At 42.2% G+C, this 16,956-nt stretch carries 27 protein-coding genes and 1 tRNA gene; 4 read left to right on the plus strand and 24 right to left on the minus strand.

Annotated elements, in window-relative coordinates; translation table 11 throughout:
- Positions 1–203: 203 nt before the first annotated feature.
- The 12 genes from MHN81_RS28035 to MHN81_RS03245 form a co-directional block, all read right to left on the minus strand.
- A complete protein-coding gene (locus tag MHN81_RS28035) occupies positions 204–338 on the minus strand; it encodes a hypothetical protein (protein WP_275446915.1) in 135 nt (44 codons plus the stop codon).
- A 104-nt stretch (positions 339–442) separates the two neighbouring features.
- The gene (locus MHN81_RS03195; RefSeq protein WP_239425017.1) at positions 443–838 is read right to left on the minus strand and encodes a hypothetical protein; all 396 of its coding nucleotides are present in this window, start codon (positions 836–838) and stop codon (positions 443–445) included.
- Positions 839–894: 56 nt separating this feature from the next.
- Positions 895–1,167 carry a hypothetical protein gene (locus MHN81_RS03200; protein ID WP_239425018.1) on the minus strand — a complete coding sequence of 91 codons (273 nt, stop codon included), beginning with the start codon at positions 1,165–1,167 and terminating at the stop codon, positions 895–897.
- A gap of 10 nt (positions 1,168–1,177) precedes the next feature.
- Entirely contained in the window at positions 1,178–1,978 is an 801-nt protein-coding gene (locus MHN81_RS03205; protein WP_239425019.1) for a hypothetical protein, read from the minus strand.
- Between the two features lie 17 nt (positions 1,979–1,995).
- Positions 1,996–2,433, minus strand: a complete 438-nt coding sequence (locus MHN81_RS03210) for a hypothetical protein (protein WP_239425020.1) — start codon at positions 2,431–2,433, stop codon at positions 1,996–1,998.
- Positions 2,430–3,026, minus strand: coding sequence for a hypothetical protein (locus MHN81_RS03215; RefSeq protein ID WP_239425021.1), 597 nt, complete (start codon positions 3,024–3,026; stop codon positions 2,430–2,432). The genes MHN81_RS03210 and MHN81_RS03215 overlap by 4 nt, the downstream gene beginning before the upstream one ends.
- Positions 3,023–4,123 carry a hypothetical protein gene (locus MHN81_RS03220; protein ID WP_239425022.1) on the minus strand — a complete coding sequence of 367 codons (1,101 nt, stop codon included), beginning with the start codon at positions 4,121–4,123 and terminating at the stop codon, positions 3,023–3,025. The genes MHN81_RS03215 and MHN81_RS03220 overlap by 4 nt, the downstream gene beginning before the upstream one ends.
- 2 nt (positions 4,124–4,125) lie before the next feature.
- Positions 4,126–4,359, minus strand: coding sequence for a hypothetical protein (locus MHN81_RS03225; RefSeq protein WP_239425023.1), 234 nt, complete (start codon positions 4,357–4,359; stop codon positions 4,126–4,128).
- Positions 4,360–4,477: 118 nt separating this feature from the next.
- Positions 4,478–4,672, minus strand: coding sequence for a hypothetical protein (locus MHN81_RS03230; RefSeq protein WP_239425024.1), 195 nt, complete (start codon positions 4,670–4,672; stop codon positions 4,478–4,480).
- A gap of 9 nt (positions 4,673–4,681) precedes the next feature.
- Positions 4,682–4,825 (minus strand): hypothetical protein, encoded by a 144-nt coding sequence (locus MHN81_RS03235; protein WP_239425025.1) that lies wholly within the window; start codon positions 4,823–4,825, stop codon positions 4,682–4,684.
- A 1-nt stretch (position 4,826) separates the two neighbouring features.
- Complete coding sequence (locus MHN81_RS03240; protein WP_239425026.1) at positions 4,827–5,090, minus strand: hypothetical protein; 264 nt, start codon at positions 5,088–5,090, stop codon at positions 4,827–4,829.
- A gap of 12 nt (positions 5,091–5,102) precedes the next feature.
- The gene (locus tag MHN81_RS03245) at positions 5,103–5,933 is read right to left on the minus strand and encodes a major capsid protein P2 (protein ID WP_239425027.1); all 831 of its coding nucleotides are present in this window, start codon (positions 5,931–5,933) and stop codon (positions 5,103–5,105) included.
- A gap of 513 nt (positions 5,934–6,446) precedes the next feature.
- On the opposite strand from MHN81_RS03245, the gene MHN81_RS03250 reads away from it, so the two are divergent.
- Positions 6,447–7,334: a DUF2971 domain-containing protein gene (locus MHN81_RS03250; protein WP_239425028.1), complete on the plus strand. Its 888-nt coding sequence runs from the start codon at positions 6,447–6,449 to the stop codon at positions 7,332–7,334.
- 6 nt (positions 7,335–7,340) lie between these two features.
- Here MHN81_RS03250 and MHN81_RS03255 read toward each other — a convergent pair whose 3' ends face one another.
- The 8 genes from MHN81_RS03255 to MHN81_RS03290 form a co-directional block, all read right to left on the minus strand.
- Positions 7,341–8,039 carry a hypothetical protein gene (locus MHN81_RS03255; protein WP_239425029.1) on the minus strand — a complete coding sequence of 233 codons (699 nt, stop codon included), beginning with the start codon at positions 8,037–8,039 and terminating at the stop codon, positions 7,341–7,343.
- Entirely contained in the window at positions 8,036–8,563 is a 528-nt protein-coding gene (locus tag MHN81_RS03260) for a hypothetical protein (RefSeq protein WP_239425030.1), read from the minus strand. The genes MHN81_RS03255 and MHN81_RS03260 overlap by 4 nt, the downstream gene beginning before the upstream one ends.
- Before the next feature lie 21 nt (positions 8,564–8,584).
- The gene (locus MHN81_RS03265) at positions 8,585–9,103 is read right to left on the minus strand and encodes a hypothetical protein (RefSeq protein ID WP_239425031.1); all 519 of its coding nucleotides are present in this window, start codon (positions 9,101–9,103) and stop codon (positions 8,585–8,587) included.
- The gene (locus tag MHN81_RS03270; protein ID WP_239425032.1) at positions 9,100–9,288 is read right to left on the minus strand and encodes a hypothetical protein; all 189 of its coding nucleotides are present in this window, start codon (positions 9,286–9,288) and stop codon (positions 9,100–9,102) included. The genes MHN81_RS03265 and MHN81_RS03270 overlap by 4 nt, the downstream gene beginning before the upstream one ends.
- Complete coding sequence (locus MHN81_RS03275; RefSeq protein ID WP_239425033.1) at positions 9,288–9,482, minus strand: hypothetical protein; 195 nt, start codon at positions 9,480–9,482, stop codon at positions 9,288–9,290. Before MHN81_RS03275 ends, MHN81_RS03270 begins: the two co-directional genes overlap by 1 nt.
- Positions 9,483–9,755: 273 nt before the next feature.
- Entirely contained in the window at positions 9,756–11,717 is a 1,962-nt protein-coding gene (locus MHN81_RS03280) for a replication endonuclease (protein ID WP_239425034.1), read from the minus strand.
- 1 nt (position 11,718) lies between these two features.
- Positions 11,719–11,955: a hypothetical protein gene (locus MHN81_RS03285; protein ID WP_239425035.1), complete on the minus strand. Its 237-nt coding sequence runs from the start codon at positions 11,953–11,955 to the stop codon at positions 11,719–11,721.
- The gene (locus MHN81_RS03290; protein ID WP_239425036.1) at positions 11,952–12,200 is read right to left on the minus strand and encodes a hypothetical protein; all 249 of its coding nucleotides are present in this window, start codon (positions 12,198–12,200) and stop codon (positions 11,952–11,954) included. Before MHN81_RS03290 ends, MHN81_RS03285 begins: the two co-directional genes overlap by 4 nt.
- A gap of 438 nt (positions 12,201–12,638) precedes the next feature.
- On the opposite strand from MHN81_RS03290, the gene MHN81_RS03295 reads away from it, so the two are divergent.
- Positions 12,639–13,088 (plus strand): hypothetical protein, encoded by a 450-nt coding sequence (locus MHN81_RS03295; RefSeq protein ID WP_239425037.1) that lies wholly within the window; start codon positions 12,639–12,641, stop codon positions 13,086–13,088.
- A gap of 284 nt (positions 13,089–13,372) precedes the next feature.
- On the opposite strand, the gene MHN81_RS03300 is transcribed toward MHN81_RS03295, so the two are convergent.
- Together MHN81_RS03300 and MHN81_RS03305 are read right to left on the minus strand one after the other, a co-directional pair.
- Positions 13,373–13,873 carry a hypothetical protein gene (locus MHN81_RS03300; protein WP_239425038.1) on the minus strand — a complete coding sequence of 167 codons (501 nt, stop codon included), beginning with the start codon at positions 13,871–13,873 and terminating at the stop codon, positions 13,373–13,375.
- Positions 13,874–13,881: 8 nt separating this feature from the next.
- Entirely contained in the window at positions 13,882–14,040 is a 159-nt protein-coding gene (locus MHN81_RS03305) for a hypothetical protein (RefSeq protein ID WP_239425039.1), read from the minus strand.
- A gap of 159 nt (positions 14,041–14,199) precedes the next feature.
- Between MHN81_RS03305 and MHN81_RS03310 the strand changes: the two genes are divergently transcribed.
- Both MHN81_RS03310 and MHN81_RS03315 read left to right on the plus strand, forming a co-directional pair.
- Positions 14,200–14,394 carry a hypothetical protein gene (locus MHN81_RS03310; RefSeq protein ID WP_239425040.1) on the plus strand — a complete coding sequence of 65 codons (195 nt, stop codon included), beginning with the start codon at positions 14,200–14,202 and terminating at the stop codon, positions 14,392–14,394.
- A complete protein-coding gene (locus MHN81_RS03315; RefSeq protein ID WP_239425041.1) occupies positions 14,394–15,668 on the plus strand; it encodes a site-specific integrase in 1,275 nt (424 codons plus the stop codon). The genes MHN81_RS03310 and MHN81_RS03315 overlap by 1 nt, the downstream gene beginning before the upstream one ends.
- A gap of 17 nt (positions 15,669–15,685) precedes the next feature.
- Here the strand turns inward: MHN81_RS03315 and MHN81_RS03320 are convergent.
- Together MHN81_RS03320 and nadA are read right to left on the minus strand one after the other, a co-directional pair.
- Positions 15,686–15,776, minus strand: a tRNA-Ser gene (locus MHN81_RS03320).
- Positions 15,777–15,873: 97 nt separating this feature from the next.
- A complete protein-coding gene (gene nadA, locus MHN81_RS03325) occupies positions 15,874–16,917 on the minus strand; it encodes a quinolinate synthase NadA (RefSeq protein WP_023402198.1) in 1,044 nt (347 codons plus the stop codon).
- Between the last annotated feature and the right edge of the window lie 39 nt (positions 16,918–16,956).

Consider the following 16,956-nt stretch of genomic DNA (forward strand, 5'->3'; position numbering starts at 1 on the left):
ATCTCCATTTCAATCAAAAACAGTTCTACACTAACCCAAAAACATAAAAATGCAATCATTTTATAGTTCAGCTCGATATTTCCAGGACAAATATTGATTGCATTTAGTGCTATTTAGTCCTGGGAAAAACGCATTTTTTGCTATCATTTTTTAGAAAAACAAAAAAGGGAGCGTTATGCTCCCTTTTGCCTCTTCCACGTATGCTAAATAAATAGCGGAACCAACGATTTTAATATTGCCGCAGCCTCTGGATTAGCAGTAGACAATACCCCACCGACAAAGCCCGCAAAACAACTAAATTTACGCGTTTCGCAAAGCGATTTAATTTTTTTAGACATTCAATTTCCCTATATTAGATTAGTGTGTTTTTTCAATTGCGCAGCCAATACAGTGACAAGCAAACCTGCAATGACCGTGACACCAATTTTTTTCACGGTTGGATTCATGCTAACGCAATCCCGCGCTCTATTTGCTCAATTGTGAATGCACCTTTTGCGCCTTCCATTTCAGCCATCCAGAAAATCAATTCTGGATAACGTTCTAATGGCATAAAAACATCAGAGCGAATACCCATTTTTTCGCGGACATACGTAATATAACCGTCAGTATGGTTTTCATTGTCAGGTGCCCAGCGCGAAATGATACCGTCAATTGTATCTAGCCCGTGTTTGTTACGGTATGTCATCAGCGTTTTGTATGCTGCTCTAAAACCCAGTTCTGGCGATTCAAATTTCACAAACTCGCCATCATCGCCCACTGCACCATTCCATTTTATTTTGTTTGCTCTGATATTTAGCGGGTTATTGTTTCGCACGTTGCGATTTTTTCGACTAGACATAGTTAATATCCCTATTGTTAGAATCGCGGCAACTCCTGCCGCGACATACTTAGCGTTCACGGCTTTGGATAGCGCGCTTTGATTTCTAAGACCTTCTCACGCCAAGCCTGCTCAGCCTCAGCCGTCTGGTCGAACTGATACTCAATAAAGAGTGGATCAGCTTCGCGATTGTATGCTTGCTGACGCTGCTCAATGACTACTTTAGTTTCTTCAATTTTCACTGCGCTTTTAATCAGTTCGTCAGCTTCTAGCTCGCTTGCACCTAAGCTCATAAGTGCTCCACGCGCATGACCATCTAATAAAATTTTCTTTCCTTCAAACTCGATCATGATATTCCCTTTATTTGATGTTGATGTTTGGATAATTAACAACTTGGTCTATAACGAATGATACAGACGCACCTTTGGAAATATCCGCTAGACTCGCGCCGTTGTATGGTACATTCACAAATCGAACAAATAACATTGCGTATGGATGGCCCCCAGCAATATGCAGCGCTTCGATTTGTTCAACGCTTGGCGTAACCAAATCAGCACCAATCGTTCTTAACACCACGCCATCAGCTGCTAGCTTTTCGTTGATTTGCTCTGACGTAGCATCATTCGAGGCGATAACAAACTGCAACTTTGTATGATTTGAAGAACCATCAGCAGCAACACCAAGTGTTCGAGCCCGAATAAGATGCAGCATAGTCAACGCGCCGTAACTTGGTGTTTGAAAACGTGCAATTTCGTATTCAGAGGATACGGGAACTGGTTGCCACTTAGACATGTGAGAGTTCGCAGGGTCTTGAACCAAAACCATACTTTCTTTACTGTGAAGTTGCCTATCATAGTAACTCTTTCTCACGTGGCTGTGAGATGAGTACAAATCGTTTAACACTGCGTCAACTGCAACACGTCGTTGTTGTAGTTCACTATCCGCCTCAGCGAACGCTTGCGCTTTGTCTGTGTTGAACTGATTTAACACTTCACCTTTTTGCTGCACGAACTCGTCAATTTTAGCGTTGTAAGCTGTCACAAAACCTTCAAGTGTTTGTGTATGCTCAGCTTTCATGTTTGCAATTTCACCGCCGCGAATCGCACTTATTAATTCACTAGCAGTCGCTGCTAATTTGCCGATATTTTCTAATTCAGTCATATCATTTCCTTGATTAACTAAAGTAAGTGTTTGCCTTGCTGAACATCAGCAATGACGTTTTCTATAGCAAGGCCCAGCGCATTATTTGCGGTAAAGCCGTTGCTGATGTTTAGATTCAGACTTTCAACCAGTGCAGTGAGCGCTGTGTTTAAGTCGTGGCCGTTTTGAATAGCAATATTTGTGCTACCCGAGACAGCATTTATTAGATCGTTAATTTCAACACCGTGTTTAATCGAGATAGCCGTCAGTGCTGCCACATTGTCAACTTGGGCGCGATGGTTGTTATAGTCTGTTAACTCACGGCTTAACACATCACCCAATGCTTTACTGACACCTGTGAATGAACTGTAAAGCTCATTCATTAGCGTCACAGCATCATGCTGTGATGGGTCAATCTTTGTGAGTATCTCAGCAAGTAAACTGGCGCTATTTTGAGGATTGCTGATATAGCTCATTGCAATACCTCTATAACACTCAGTTTTGCTTTATGGCTTTGGTCTGAGTTAAACGCATAAACCGCTGCACCATTGCTTAACACAAACGAACCGCCAGCTTTGATTAAACCGCCATTTCGTTGACCCACATTAGCCCCACCAACGCGAATATCTACTGGGTTCACGCTCGTATTTTGCAGAATAAGCTCTTTGCGGTTTATGTTAGCGCTTGCGACCATTTTCGACTCTTGCGGTGATAAATCAGTATCATCAAGCGAATTTAGTCCTAAGCCGACCTCAGAACGCGAAAGCACCTTCACTTCTTCTCTAATGCTGTCTACTTGAATACTGTTTACAACTTTGACATTGCCATCTGCGGCAGACGTGATATTGATATTCGCAATGTCATATTCAATAACAAGTTCAGTATCACTCTCGTTATTTATTTGTATACTGCTAATTTCACCCAAGTCATATTGACGGCTAGCCGCACCCACAATCCCGCTATGATTTTCAAATGAAATCCTAAAGGGGTGTGATGCGTTAATGATATTCAGCCAACGCTTTGTCACTAGAAGCGGAAAGCTATCGAAAGGTTGAATTGTTAACTTCATTTACCACTCCCCTTTGTCGCAATCATTGCCACCATTACGACAGCTACGCCAACACCAACAGCAATTGAAATATACCTGACCATATCACTGGCAGATTTTGCGACTAAATCCTGTCCCTGAAGGCTTGTCGATTTTGCTAACGCTGCGACACGTTCTAGTGCTGCGTCATTCGCTGTGATATTCGACTCAGTAGCATTTGCTAGAAACTCAGTTACATCAGTCTGAACATCTGATAACTTGGCTAAGTTCTGGACATGTGAATTACCTAAATTTTCAGTTACAGCTGTCAGCATCTCGTTTTGATTGCCGAGCACATTGTTAGATAACAGAGACACCGCAGACAGTGAGTTAAATTGATTATCAGAAAGTGTTTCTGAAAGAGAATTTAGTAACCCTGTGTTATCTGCGTGTATATCTCGCAAGTCGCCCGAAATGTCAGAGACCATCGCGTGATTACCTAGCGCAATCGCTTTACTCAAGCTTTCCATTGCGTCAACACTATGATTTGACACGTCAGCCATTTCTGACGCATTCACAGCGTTTGCTGTCGCCAATCCCCCAACGTATTCATTCGATAAATATCGCGCAATGTCACCCACTTCATCAATGGCATGCTCACCAAAGTTTAACGCATTGTTTGTCACGTCATTCATTTGCGATAACGCATGTTCGCTAGACTCGATTGCATGCAGCGAAATCTCTCGAGACGCGTCAATTGCACCGCCATCTAGGATATTAATTACGCCACTATTCCCAGCATATTCGCCATCATTTTCAATACTGTTATCTATGTCGTTACGTACTGAATTATCTATGTCTTGGTTAAGCTCATAATCATTACGCACTGAATTATCTATGTCATTGCGTACTGAATTATCTATGTCTTGGTTAAGCTCATAATCATATTCATAGTCGTAGTCATAATCGTTACGTACTGAATTATCTATGTCGTTGCGTACTGAATTATCAACTTCATAGTCAATATCAGTGCGTGATGCATCGACATTGCTCGCACCTGCAAACTGTCCATCGTTTACTTGGCTGTATGATGTTTGATTTGTGCTTGTGTTTTGGCTGCTTCTAGACTTACCTCCCATCGCTAAAGCTCCAACCTAAATACATATTCATCGTGGAAAATCCCTCTCTTTTTCGTTACCAGCTTGGCGTCAATATTCGCCATTCCATGGCGGATGTGATTAGGGTTACGTGTATGCCAACGTATCGATTTACAGCCGTTTGCATATGCGTGTTCAATTATTGGGTGTACTGCATCGCCCAAATTGCGCCCCGCGGCGGCGACAACAACCAGCTCTTTTCCTTCCTTGCGTAGCACTATGAAAAGCTCCTTGTGCTGATAAAGCTGGCTGATTCCGTGTCGTATCTCGCGCTTTATTGTCCCTCGCGCTCCATAGAGTGCGGGGCGCAGAACCTTCAACACATCTGGCGTTAAATCAACTCTTTCCACCAGATAAAACCCAGTATGCCGCTAACGCTAACCCCACATATAACACCCATTGCGGCATGCCTTTGTTGTATACCGTGCCGCCAAACCTAGTATTATTGTTATATGTGCTATCGCCATTACCTGATTTAGCATGACCGCCATTGATAGGCATTTGACCGTTATTTGTAAAATTCTGTGGCATAGGGAGCATTTACTTACCCCACATCAAATACGCGCTATATACCGCCGCTGCGACGACTGATAACTTAACAATTGAGCGCATAAACCCTCCCAATGATGCACCAACAAATAGGCCACCAATCCCTGCTATTGCAGGCCATAACAATAACGGCATGCTAACTCCTTAACATCATGATCGCACCGAGCAGCAACGCTCCACCAATTAGCATGGTGTTTCGATCAAAAACAAAAGGCGGCTGTACAGTTGGTTGAAACACTTTTGTTGAGCCGTCTGGTCGCGGGGCTTTTATCGGCTCTTGTGCCTTTTTCACCTCTGGCTGCCGCGCCCTTTCGTTTTGGATTTGAGCCCAGCCATTTTTAATAGATGTACCGAAATCATCAAGTGACTCCATCGTTCCATCAATTATTGATTGCCACATAGATAGGCTCTCCTATGCAGCTCTTGGTTGAGGGATAACATTCTGGCTATATCCTTCAAAGTATGTTTTTATTGAACCCTTTCCTGTCACTTCAAAAGTGAACTCAAGACCAGCGGTAGTTAATGCTCCATTACTACCAAACTTAAACATCGTAAAATCAAGCAGGCAATGCCCTTCTTGTAACGAAATATCTGAGTATTCACTCAAATCAAAATCTAAATCCTCTCTCGAGTATTCATGCACTTGAGCACCGCCACGCTTGACAAGAATTTTCTTTATTTGCACTTCGTTTTCGTCAAATATCAAACGCTGAGCAAACTCATTTATTTTAGGGTTTGGCATCGGCCAAACATGCTCGCCTTCTGCCGCAGTGATTTGCACATATTCTTTTTTGATTGGTGAAAATATTTTACCCATATTGTCAGTATCAGACACATACGCAACGCCGCGCATTTGTGGCTTTTCAGGGTCGCCTGTGCCGCGCTGACCAAACTGAACAGACAGTGTTACATCTTCAAGTTCAGACGTTGCTAATTGTGTTTTGAAAATACCCGCGGGGGCTCGATACCTGAAATTACTCAAGCACAGAACAAAACGTCCCTGCTGCACTTTGTCTTGATACAAGGCATTCAATAAGCGTAGGCGTTTACCTGTGATTTTAATTTGCTCACGTCCGCCAATGTCGATTTTGATATGCTCAATTGCAGTTTCAGACTTTAAATTTGTGACCAACTGAATATCATGGTATGTCCAACCAGCTTGCAGCTTACATGTCCATTCTTCACCATAGTTATTACCAGCAAAAGCGGCTAGTTTTACTTTTGAAATATCATTTTTTGCCATAAATTCACCTAACCAATAATATCTTCTATTGGGTCAAAGTTGTTTGACGCCCATACCACTACAGCTGCTACAACCGCTGCGATACCAGCTGTCATCAGATGTCCTTTCATATCTTTACTCATTGAATTGTCCCTAATTAATACAATGTTTGCTTTTGGCGACGTGCATCGCCCCATATTGACCAATTACTACGCTTGCGTTTATTTTCCGCTCTGCGCTTCAATTTTTTAGCCCTTTTCGGTGTTATCCGAGTTTTCGTTTTTTCCATCCGCTGAGGGCGGACGTTCCATGTCCGAAACATGCTTTGTTCCTTTTGCGATTTTTGTAATTACAAAAGCGGCAACCGCTGAGCCAAAAGCCACCAGTATGTTTAATTTCATTTTTCGTGTTTTGCTGTTCGTTGCTGCTTCAGTGGGAACAACACTAGAAAAAGTTTACGGTTAACGTCAACGGGGATTTTGGTGTGCTAACCTATTAGGTTAAATTAGTGAAAAAAAACAGGATTTAACTCTTATGAGTACGGAAAATTCAGACATTATCTATCATTACACTTCTGCTGAAGCTGCTTATTTCATTCTTTCAAGTCAACAAATACGAATGTCTAGCCCAGAGGCTTTAAATGATTCGAAAGAGCTTAAAGTACTGAGTGAAGCTCTAGCAGAGATTGTCTCTAGATCCAAAGGTGAAGGGCATATAAGAGAGACAGACAAACGGTTTTTTAGCTACCAGATACCGCCCATTGTAGAGGCTGACGAAAAAGAGCATCTATATCATATCGCTAGCTTTTCAAAACAAGGTGACAGCCTAAGCCAGTGGCGAAGCTATAGCGATGATGCTCGTGGCATTGCTATTGGGTTTGATAAGCATGAACTTTGGAACTACATAAAAGAGAACAACTCGAATCCATTGTCGAATAGTATAGATATACATGAATGCGCATATACGCTTGAAGAAAAGTCAAAAGTTTTCAAAGAGATATCGGACAGCTTTTTGATAGATTTGTTCAAATGGCAAAATAGTCTTACGACTGCTTCCCCTCAAACTTCGCATCGTACATTTGAAAGTGATATTTTAAAAGTCATTCCAAAGATGAAAACTGAGGCATTTAAAGAAGAAGAAGAAATTCGTGTAGTTAGAAAGTTTAGTAAAAATAATTTGAGCACTAATTTACGTGAAGAGAAAGATAATCAACAAAGCCCAAGTGTAGAATTTAAATTGTCCAATGGGGCTATTACTTCATTCAGCAATCTCAAATTTGATCCAAGTGTAGTCAAAAGAATTATTTTAGGGCCTAAATGTCCTATCGATAAAGACTCAACAGACTTGAAAATGTTTCTAGAATCAGTTGGTGTGGAAGTTAATGATGATACGATTGACAAATCTGCTGCAAGCTATAGATAAAGCCGCTTAAGCGGCTTTTTTAAACTTCAATTTCCCTTTCTTAACGTTGCCAAATCCTGGCGACTTGAAGTAATATTCCAGCGGCTTTAAATCTATGATTTTTTGGTCTGATACACCTAGTTCGCTCGATACTCGCTTTACATCCCCCATTGCTTCTTGCATCCCAATCCATTTGTACGGTGACATTGATATGACTGTATTTGGAATAGGCTGTAATCGCTGGCTCACACTATGCACAACAAAACCAAACTTACGGCCAACCTCTAATAGCTCGCCATACACAGAGTCTTCATTGCCGGACGTAACCGTCACGCGGTTAATTTCTTCAAGATAGATATGTAATAGTTTTTTGTGTTTTCCGTCTCCCAACGCCCAACATGCTCGCAAGAACTCTAAAAACACCTTTCTTCGTGCTGCGGTGGTGGTTTGGTCTTTGGCTGGAGTAAAGGCAATTTTAAAACCGCGATTAGTTTGTCTTCCCGCTTTGGCTGCATTGAAGAAATCTTTTAGATTTGTATAGGTGCGTACTTCACGGTCTAGAAACTTTTTCCCCCTATGTTCGCCATAACGGTCAAAAATCAGCACTTGGTCAGTCGGTTTTAATCGCCCCATTTGCTTAACCGCGGTAGATTTACCCGCACCAGTAGTGCCTGCATACAAACAATGCAGCGCGCTTAATGCTTCGTTTGGGTTTATCGGATTCATGCAGCCTTCTCCGATACTTCATCAGTCTTAGTTTGTGGGTCGATTTTATCTTCTCTTGTGGCCGATTCCGCCTTGATTTGCCTTACCTGACTAAATGACTCGCGTACTAACGCCACAGTAAATAAACCCGCCATAACTTCATCTTTGTACTGACCGAACGTGCCAATTGCAGTAGGGCCATACTTAGCAATAATTGGGGCATACTTCTCAACGGCTTCGGCTTTCATATCATCGGGTAACTTAAATGCTTTACCCACCATACTTTGCATCATGGCCTCATAAGTACCTAGCGCCATGTGCGCAACACCCGCAACCATTTCGGGACTCATATTATTGGTCTCGGGCTGCTCGCTAAACTCCGCGCTTTGCGGTTCGGCTTGTTCTGGCGGTACAAAATCGTTTTCCAAATCGGTTTGTGCAAGGCTCTGTTCCATTGCCTTGGCTTCGCTTTCACGACCGTTTAAAAACTGGTTTTCTGATTGAGATACCGCATCAATAGCGGTTTCTGGGGTAATGTCATTCATGGTTTGTCCTTAAGTTAAAAGTTATGCAATCGCAAACAAACTGCCTATCACTGCACCAAATACTGCACAAAATGCGATTTTTTTGGCATTTCCACTTTCATTAGCTGCTGTGGTGTTTGGCTGTGCAATCGGTTTTACTTCGGGTTCATCTGATAATTGTTTAACCCCGTCATTTGGGGATTCTGTCGGTTGATCAGCTAATTCTTTTTCAACTACTTCTAGCGACTGATTTAATGCTTCACTTTCTTGATGGTCAATATCGCTGTAAACCGCATCATTTGGGGTTTCTAATGCTTCGGCCGCTTCTAACTCTTCAATGGTCCTGTGAGTATTTTCACGGATTAACTGCTGATATTCAGCACCACTTGCCTGATCACATTTACACTTAGGGCAAAGCAAATACCTTAAGTGGGCCTTCTTTTGACCTTTTGGTTGATGAACAGTAGAAATCTCCCCACAATGATGACGATAGACCCCAAGAACAGGGTTTTTGCTAGCGCTCATTGGTACATGGCCACCCTCAACTGGTACTAAGTTCATGCTTGCTCTCCTAACTTTTCTTGAAGCTTAATAATTGTGAGCGCCATTTCTTCCATGGCGCTTATACTTAAATTGATTGCCTCATCTGCAAGTTTTACTTTTTGGTCAAGTTGCCAAGCAGACAAACCATCAGCTTTTTGTTTAAGTTTTTTGCACTGCTGCAATTTACAAAGTACGTTTTCCATCAAATCGCCTTTTTCATTTTTCCTGTGGTTAATGAACGGGCCATAAAGGGAATGTAATCGGTGTTCTCACACAGAAATTCACACATCTGTTTAACCTCAATTTCAGCCCCTGCTGGCACCCACAAAGTTACTTTTTTTAAGCCTTTACCCTTCTGCTTTTGTTCATACTTTTGATTTCGTGTTAGTTTGCGCATGAGCCCCCCCGTCACCAGTGACGGCTTGTTGAAATGGTGTATTTCTCATGCGCCTTACTACTTGAATCACCGCCATTGCGCTTATTATGTAATGCTCTTGAGGGACGCCCTCCTATTATTGGAACAACTGAAGTTTTAAAACAGGAACGCCGCCTTGAGCGCTTATATGCACTCTGAAAAGTTCGATTTTCCTGATTCGCCTGCCAACACAGCATTCCTACTAACAGCATCCAACAAAATAGAAATACCGAGACTAAAAGGCCTGATAAATCCTCACACATAGCTCACACTCTCCTGCATTAGCTGACCCCCGAGAACGCTATACTCGGTCACAGTTTTATTGATTTCATCGGTTTCAATGTATCTAGCGCCCCGCTGCACGCTATTGCGAATCTCTGGGGGTATTAAATTGATAGGATTCAATTTATCCCCGTGCCTGACCTGCCAGTCATTTGGCTCAGGGTTACAATTATTTCCAGTGCTCCAAGGAGATGCTGGCGCACCTCTTTTTTTCAAAACCCATTTTATCGCTCTGGTCACATACGTTCCCGCACTCATGGCTACGCCAACAACACGAGACTTGGCTTCGCCATAGTCGTTTTCGCCGTCGCCCTCTTTCGCAATTGCTACCGGGCGCTCTTTTCTTGTAGCGAATGCACCACCCAGCAATTCGATGAACTCAGAAAATCGAGAATTGTCCGCAGCCTCAAAAATTTCTTTGCCAAGTACGGCTAACTTTTCGATTTCCTGCTCTGTAAATCGTCGAAATTCGCGCCAGATACCAATAGGCGCACCGCCTATGAATTGAAATTGACGAATACGCCAGCGCGAAGCCCATGCACCGATATTCATCACCACACCGTCTTCGTCTATTGGTAGTCCCGTTTCATCGTCGTACATACCATCGCAATGCGCGCCGTTAATATTTTTCGATATGTACTTAATGATGTAGGCAACCGCGTCGCCCTTGTCTGGGTCTTCCTCTACAGCATCAAATCTATTCTTATCCGCGCCTTTTTCGTCTGCGTCTTCTTGCAACGCAAACCTACGCATGACACCTGTAATGAATAGCTCGTCTTCATCTCTCATGAACATGAGCATGTGCCAGTGCGGTGTTGCATCTTGGTGCGGCTCAACAATGCGCAGCCCAAAGAATTTGATTTTCTCTTTCGCAAGTGTGGCTCGAACTTTCGCCCACTGAGACACTAAGTAATTTTGAGTGTCTTTTGGTGATGCATTGTTGTATTTCGAGCTGTTAGCGTGGTATTTACTGGGCGCGGTAATCGTGTAGAACATACCTTTCATTTCGTTATACTTGGCCCACTCTGCGTAACCACGTATGCGAACAATCGTTTCAATCCTACGAATTTCAGGGTTTGAAACAGAGCCATCAAACACTTCGCGCAAATCCACCTCATGTCCTGCCTCGCTTTCGATTTGCATCGAATCAACCCACTCAGCCTGAGATTTTCGGCTACTTCTGAACTCTTGTACTGCGTCTTTGCTTGCGTATGGACTCACATTTTTTCGAACCAACCCCATAGTGATATTCAGGTGTTCGAGTGTCGTATCTCGAATACGCTTTAATTTGCGTATCCACCATTTATCACAACACATACGCTTAATGCCGCGTTCCAATTTGTTAGCAAGTTCGTCTGTATCACAGGCTTTGCATTTAGTCGGGCACCTATCCCAAACTGAACAAGCGTTGTTAAAAGTCGATAAGTAAGGCGGTGTAATCCCCTGTGAGAGCGTGAAATCCACAGCTTTGATATAGCATGCAAAAACTAGTTGCTCTGCATCTTCTAAAGTCGTCGATTCGTCAAAATCAACAATGCACATCTGCGTACAGATCAGCGCTAATTGCTTCGCTTTTTCTTTTCTGCGTTTTGAACTGTTCAACTCACCAACTGTCAGTGGTGTTTTTTCTAAAATTTCAGTGACCCGGGCAACCAATTTACGCAAATATATATTTGCCGAACGCTCAGGGTTTTTAGCTGTAGTTGAGTGAAAACGCTTAACGTATCCGTGCGCGGCAATACGGCGTAATCTATTGGTAGGGATTGAGCGCAATAACTCTTTTGTGCGCTCTGCAACAGCATCAAAGCCAAATTGCGTATAGCAAAATGGCGCTTTGGCGGTGATGCAAATCGGCTGCATTTTGCGGGATTCTTCGCAGTCTCCAACCAACTCCCACGCTATCGGTAGTGAACGAGAATCTAATGTGGCTTGCACGTTACCGCCCAACCTTTACCCAAGCTGCAAGCGTATCTTCTATGATTTTAATCAATTGCTTAGCAACCTCACCTCTGACAGCTAATTTGGCAATCAAAATTTTGATGTATAAGACCTGCTTTTGAGTAGGGGGGAGCTGTTTGCTAGTTGCATCTCGCATATGCGCAGTAATTGCAGGAACGAGCAAAATTGAGGCTACTAAATCAAGGTCTTCCGGGTGTAAGTCAACAAAGCTCATAGCGTCATGCCTCCCGCAGTTTTCATTGCCACTTCACGCAAAACTTTATATTTCAAGCCTTGGTTTTCCATTGGTGCGGTTTTGACTAATGCATGACGAAGCAAAGAACCTGGAGATTTTTGCTCTTGGGGGGCGGGGGTGTAATTGCCAGCGAATTGAGTTTTTAAACGCTGAAATTCGGATTTCAGTGTTTTTAGCTTTTGGCGTTGGTGCGCCCAGTGATTTGGGTCTTTGATTAATTCCATCTTGCATTCCTCAACTTCTTAAGCGCCGAGTTGCAATCATTGATGGTATTTACACAACACGTGTAACCCTGCTTCTCCCTCATCTTTACTGCTTTAGCTTTTCGGTCTTTAAACAATAAAATTCTGTAAATCAAAGCATGCTGAATAGCGCGTTGCTCTTTATATGAAAATGATGGAGGTAATAGAATTTGCATTTCTTTCTCCTTGAATAATAAATTTCCTTGTAAAGCAGAGGGGTGACATGGCCATGCCACTCCCTCTATCAAGGAGCCAGTCTAAAAATAAACTTTTCGTAAACTTTCATATATTACATTACGATCCATTTACTATTAATGTCAACATTAAGTAAGGAGAAAGAAATCTAGCCAAGTAATCAATTTGATTAAAAATACAGGGGGCTGTAATATCGATAACAAGTTCTTCAATTAAACAAAAAACATGACACAACCAACACAGCCAACACCACCCCCATGGGTAAAGACGGTTCAATCCGTAATGAAGAAGCAAGGAGTGAAGCAGCGCGATCTACTGCATATCTTCAATGTTAAGAGTCAGGGTGCTGTAAGCCACTACTTCAGTGGGCGAAATAGCTTGTCGAAGAATCAAATTGATGATTTATCGAAGTTTTTAGGAATTAGTCGAAATGTTTTTTTGGAAGAGCAGGCTAAATCGGCCCACGAATTGGATACGGCATCGCTAACCGAAGCGTTTCAAACACTTGCTAGATTAGACAACTTAAGTGATGAAGAAATTATTGGCTTTTTCAATGTTTATGAAAAGATGGGACCTGATCGGGTTGCTGAAGTTTACGATGTTCTTTATAAAATAAACCAATCAAAACAAGAGCAATTAAATACAGCCATTCACACATTAAAAAAGGCTCGCTAGGAGCCTTTTTTACTTTCTTATACTTTTCAGCATGTTGTCTCGCTGTTTTAAAAGGATTGTTTGTCCTGCCAGACTATTCTGCCCATCAAGCTGTGGTTTAACACCAAAAGCCCTACAACCTATTAAATAATTAATATCTACAACGTCTGAAAAACTCTCCTTAGACTTAGTAGCCCTATATTGCCTGACCGAAAAAAACGCTTCCCGACAAGCAATACAGAGAGTAAAAACTATCGCGCAAATTACTATAACGCTTATAACAAGCTCCATCTAACTCACCATATTTACAGATACTCACCTTTGGTGCTCGTAGACACCTTGAATTGCAAGATACACAAAACACACACAAAACACAACAAGACATTAACAGTGTTAATCGAAATGGTGTAAATGTATGACAAGCTAAATGTCCCTAAAACAGCCTTTTCAGCCAAATAAATTAAATGTATAGACACCTGTAATATATATAAAATGATAACAGCTAGAGCTGCCTTGCTCATTTTTAGCCTAAAGTAGTCATGTAGCAATCTAATTGAAAATACTGCAACCAACTGAATAGCGCAAAAAGTCAAATGAAACACCGCCTTTGGTAATATCCCTGCGTTATTCTTTGCATATGCAAGCACGTATGGCGTGATGTAATTCATTAATAGAGAGAAAAAAACAACACTCGTTAATGCTATCACCTTACTATCTAAGCGCCTGTATACAATCAAATAAATCAACCACATTGCTATATAAGCAAAAGTGATGTGTTCAGAAAACGAAAGTAATTTTTGCTCCATTTTATTCCCTAAGGTTTAGCCCAATTCTTATTAGCAACACGAGCCTGCGCTTGCGCTACGGTTGGGTCTAAACCTCCACCACTAGTGGCCCCAAAAACGATTCCACATGCACTTGCATCAAGCTCTTTAATTTTTCTTTTATTTACTTTTAAAAATACATTTTTCATCAGTTCCTTTACTCCATTGAGAATTAAAAATTAACAGCAAAACCACACAAAAACAAATAAAACCACTTAAAACTTTACATGTATGTATTTTTTTACGTATAGTTTTACAGGAAGCGGCGTTACCGAAACTGATATTATCAAATAGAAGGAGATTTGAACATGAATGCATACATCAAACTAGGCTGGGTACTACCCACCATTATGGAGCAGTTTAAAGGGCTCGATAAAGAGAAACTTGATAACCGCAGGAAGAAGGGGCAACTTGAGGAAGGTGTGATTTGGAAGAAGGCTGGCGACAACCGCATTTACTACCACTTTGAAAATTGGGATAACTTTGTAGAGAACGGCCAGTAATGAATAGTTTAAAGGAGTACTGCAAGCAGTTTGAAGGTGTAAGCATTCACGGCAAGAGCATTAGAATTGATTTTTATTTTAAGTCTGTGCGCTGCCGTGAAGCACTCAAAGGTTTATCACTCACAAAGTCGAACATTAAGTTTGCCAGTAACAAACGAGCAGTTATTTTACATGAGATTGCCACAGGCACATTTGATTACGCAGAACACTTCCCCAACTCTGAACGCGCTCTTTTGTGGAGCGCCAAACCTAAACGCGAAGAGATTCCAACCGTCGCACAAGCAATGGAAATTTGGCTTAGCATCAAAGAGACTCAAGTCGCATTTAGTACAATCCGGTCATACAAAAGCAAGGTTGAAAATCATGTGCTGCCTGTATGGGGCCATTTCAAATTAAATGAGGTGCGTCAAAGTCACATCAAAAAGTGGATTAGCGTTGACCTATCATCGTTAAGCAACAAAACAATCAATGAAGTACTCATTCCGTTTCGTGGAATTTTTGATGATGCACGAGCGGACCGTATTATTGAATTCAGTCCATTGGAGTATGTTGATAACCTAAAGATTGTTCGTGATGAGCCTGACCCTTTCACCCGTGAAGAATTAGACATATTTGCAAGCACACCAACAAAACGCCCACAGGAAGTAAATGCGTTTATCTTCTGCTGTTGGACAGGTTTACGACTGTCTGAACTGCTTGCGCTAGCTTGGGAGGATATTGACCTAAATAACGGCACCATCAAAGTGCAACGAGCAATTGTCCTTAAACAATATAAAGTACCAAAAACCGCTGGAAGCGTTCGCACAGTTCACTTGCTCGAGCCAGCAATTGAAATATTACGGTCACAATTAGCCCTGAGCGCGATGCTAAAGCCTCACACTATCAAAGTGATGCAGCAAGACAATAAAACCGTTAAAACTGAATCCCTGCGCTTTGTGTTCGTTAATTCGCTATCAAATGAAGAATTGAAAGGCGAAGCGCCATACCGAGACCGATTTTTTAAAACACACCTTAAAAAGTGCAAAATTAGATACCGAGGCCCAAGCCAAGCGCGCCACACATTTGCAAGCCAACTTTTAACGGCTGGCGTTAACGAGCGATGGATAGCAAATCAACTGGGCCATACATCTACAAAGATGCTCGAACAGCACTATGGAAAATGGATGCACAATGAAGTACCAGACATGTCAAAACGCGTTAGTGAGCAACTTGGATTTAGCCAGAAAAGTCCCAAAATGGTCCCAAACCTAAGCAAGAAAAGTATAAATAATTGATTTTAAAGGGAAAGGAATGGCGGAGAGAGAGGGAGTCGAACCCTCGATACGCTATAAACGTATACACGAGTTCCAGTCGTGCGCCTTAAGCCACTCAGCCATCTCTCCGCACTGAATGCGGGGCTAATACTATGAAAACCCCCGCCTTTTAGCAAGTACTTTTTTTGTAATCTCGCTTAATTGGCTAGATTACAAACAATATCCATTAGCCTTTTAAACTTGCAGAGAAATCTAACATACGGTTCAGTGAACGCAGTGCCCCTTCACGTAACTCCATATCGACGAAGACTTCTTTACCTTCTGGATTAATTAGCGCTTCTTCAATCGCTTGTAGCCCATTCATGGCCATCCATGGACAGTGCGCACAGCTACGACAAGTTGCACCTTCACCTGCTGTTGGTGCTTCAAAGAACTCTTTCTCAGGGCAAAGCTGCTGCATCTTGTAAAAAATACCGCGATCTGTTGCCACGATGAATTTTTGATTATCCATTTCTTGTGCCGCTTTGATCAATTGACTTGTAGAACCAACAGCATCAGCAAGATCAACGATTTCAGCTGGAGACTCTGGGTGCACCAGCACAGCCGCATCAGGATGAAGCGCTTTCATATCTTTTAGCGCTTTTGTCTTGAACTCATCGTGGACGATACACGCACCGTTCCACATGATCATGTCAGCACCTGTTTTCTTTTGAATGTAAGAACCCAAGTGTTTGTCAGGACCCCAAATTATGGTTTCACCTTCAGAGTCTAAGTGCTCGACTATCTCTAGAGCACAAGAAGACGTCACAATCCAATCTGCACGCGCTTTTACCGCTGTCGATGTGTTTGCATAAACCACGACTTTTCTTTCTGGGTGTTCATCACAGAATTTAGAAAACGCATCAATTGGGCAACCCACATCCAGTGAACAAGTTGCAGCCAATGTTGGCATCACTACGGTTTTTTCAGGTGTTAAAATTTTTGCCGTTTCGCCCATGAAACGAACACCTGCCACAATAATGATTTCCGCATCTTCTTGCTTGGCACCAAAACGCGCCATTTCAAGTGAATCTGCGACACAACCACCAGTCTCTTCCGCTAACGCTTGGATCTCTGGATCTGTGTAATAATGGGCAACCAAGACCGCATTTTTCTCTTTTAACAATGACTTGATCCGCGCTTTATACTGCTGCTTTTCTTCATCATTCAACGGTGCTGGTTTTGGAGGAAATATATAATCCTCAGGCATGATTTGTTCTGCTAGACTCATTCTCTCGACCACATAGTCCACATTGCATAATTGGCGCGA

Origin of the sequence: Pseudoalteromonas sp. Of7M-16 (assembly GCF_022347805.1) — a bacterium.
Lineage (GTDB): Bacteria > Pseudomonadota > Gammaproteobacteria > Enterobacterales > Alteromonadaceae > Pseudoalteromonas > Pseudoalteromonas luteoviolacea_F.

Excerpts from the sequence above, each read along its gene's own strand:
- MHN81_RS28035 (WP_275446915.1), bottom strand. The coding sequence starts at position 338 with ATGTCTAAAAAAATTAAATCGCTTTGCGAAACGCGTAAATTTAGTTGT.
- MHN81_RS03195 (WP_239425017.1), bottom strand. The coding sequence starts at position 838 with ATGTCTAGTCGAAAAAATCGCAACGTGCGAAACAATAACCCGCTAAAT.
- MHN81_RS03200 (WP_239425018.1), bottom strand. The coding sequence starts at position 1,167 with ATGATCGAGTTTGAAGGAAAGAAAATTTTATTAGATGGTCATGCGCGT.
- MHN81_RS03205 (WP_239425019.1), bottom strand. The coding sequence starts at position 1,978 with ATGACTGAATTAGAAAATATCGGCAAATTAGCAGCGACTGCTAGTGAA.
- MHN81_RS03210 (WP_239425020.1), bottom strand. The coding sequence starts at position 2,433 with ATGAGCTATATCAGCAATCCTCAAAATAGCGCCAGTTTACTTGCTGAG.
- MHN81_RS03215 (WP_239425021.1), bottom strand. The coding sequence starts at position 3,026 with ATGAAGTTAACAATTCAACCTTTCGATAGCTTTCCGCTTCTAGTGACA.
- MHN81_RS03220 (WP_239425022.1), bottom strand. The coding sequence starts at position 4,123 with ATGGGAGGTAAGTCTAGAAGCAGCCAAAACACAAGCACAAATCAAACA.
- MHN81_RS03230 (WP_239425024.1), bottom strand. The coding sequence starts at position 4,672 with ATGCCACAGAATTTTACAAATAACGGTCAAATGCCTATCAATGGCGGT.
- MHN81_RS03235 (WP_239425025.1), bottom strand. The coding sequence starts at position 4,825 with ATGCCGTTATTGTTATGGCCTGCAATAGCAGGGATTGGTGGCCTATTT.
- MHN81_RS03240 (WP_239425026.1), bottom strand. The coding sequence starts at position 5,090 with ATGTGGCAATCAATAATTGATGGAACGATGGAGTCACTTGATGATTTC.
- MHN81_RS03245 (WP_239425027.1), bottom strand. The coding sequence starts at position 5,933 with ATGGCAAAAAATGATATTTCAAAAGTAAAACTAGCCGCTTTTGCTGGT.
- MHN81_RS03250 (WP_239425028.1), top strand. The coding sequence starts at position 6,447 with ATGAGTACGGAAAATTCAGACATTATCTATCATTACACTTCTGCTGAA.
- MHN81_RS03255 (WP_239425029.1), bottom strand. The coding sequence starts at position 8,039 with ATGAATCCGATAAACCCAAACGAAGCATTAAGCGCGCTGCATTGTTTG.
- MHN81_RS03260 (WP_239425030.1), bottom strand. The coding sequence starts at position 8,563 with ATGAATGACATTACCCCAGAAACCGCTATTGATGCGGTATCTCAATCA.
- MHN81_RS03265 (WP_239425031.1), bottom strand. The coding sequence starts at position 9,103 with ATGAACTTAGTACCAGTTGAGGGTGGCCATGTACCAATGAGCGCTAGC.
- MHN81_RS03270 (WP_239425032.1), bottom strand. The coding sequence starts at position 9,288 with ATGGAAAACGTACTTTGTAAATTGCAGCAGTGCAAAAAACTTAAACAA.
- MHN81_RS03275 (WP_239425033.1), bottom strand. The coding sequence starts at position 9,482 with ATGCGCAAACTAACACGAAATCAAAAGTATGAACAAAAGCAGAAGGGT.
- MHN81_RS03285 (WP_239425035.1), bottom strand. The coding sequence starts at position 11,955 with ATGAGCTTTGTTGACTTACACCCGGAAGACCTTGATTTAGTAGCCTCA.
- MHN81_RS03290 (WP_239425036.1), bottom strand. The coding sequence starts at position 12,200 with ATGGAATTAATCAAAGACCCAAATCACTGGGCGCACCAACGCCAAAAG.
- MHN81_RS03295 (WP_239425037.1), top strand. The coding sequence starts at position 12,639 with ATGACACAACCAACACAGCCAACACCACCCCCATGGGTAAAGACGGTT.
- MHN81_RS03300 (WP_239425038.1), bottom strand. The coding sequence starts at position 13,873 with ATGGAGCAAAAATTACTTTCGTTTTCTGAACACATCACTTTTGCTTAT.
- MHN81_RS03305 (WP_239425039.1), bottom strand. The coding sequence starts at position 14,040 with ATGAAAAATGTATTTTTAAAAGTAAATAAAAGAAAAATTAAAGAGCTT.
- MHN81_RS03310 (WP_239425040.1), top strand. The coding sequence starts at position 14,200 with ATGAATGCATACATCAAACTAGGCTGGGTACTACCCACCATTATGGAG.
- MHN81_RS03315 (WP_239425041.1), top strand. The coding sequence starts at position 14,394 with ATGAATAGTTTAAAGGAGTACTGCAAGCAGTTTGAAGGTGTAAGCATT.
- nadA (WP_023402198.1), bottom strand. The coding sequence starts at position 16,917 with ATGAGTCTAGCAGAACAAATCATGCCTGAGGATTATATATTTCCTCCA.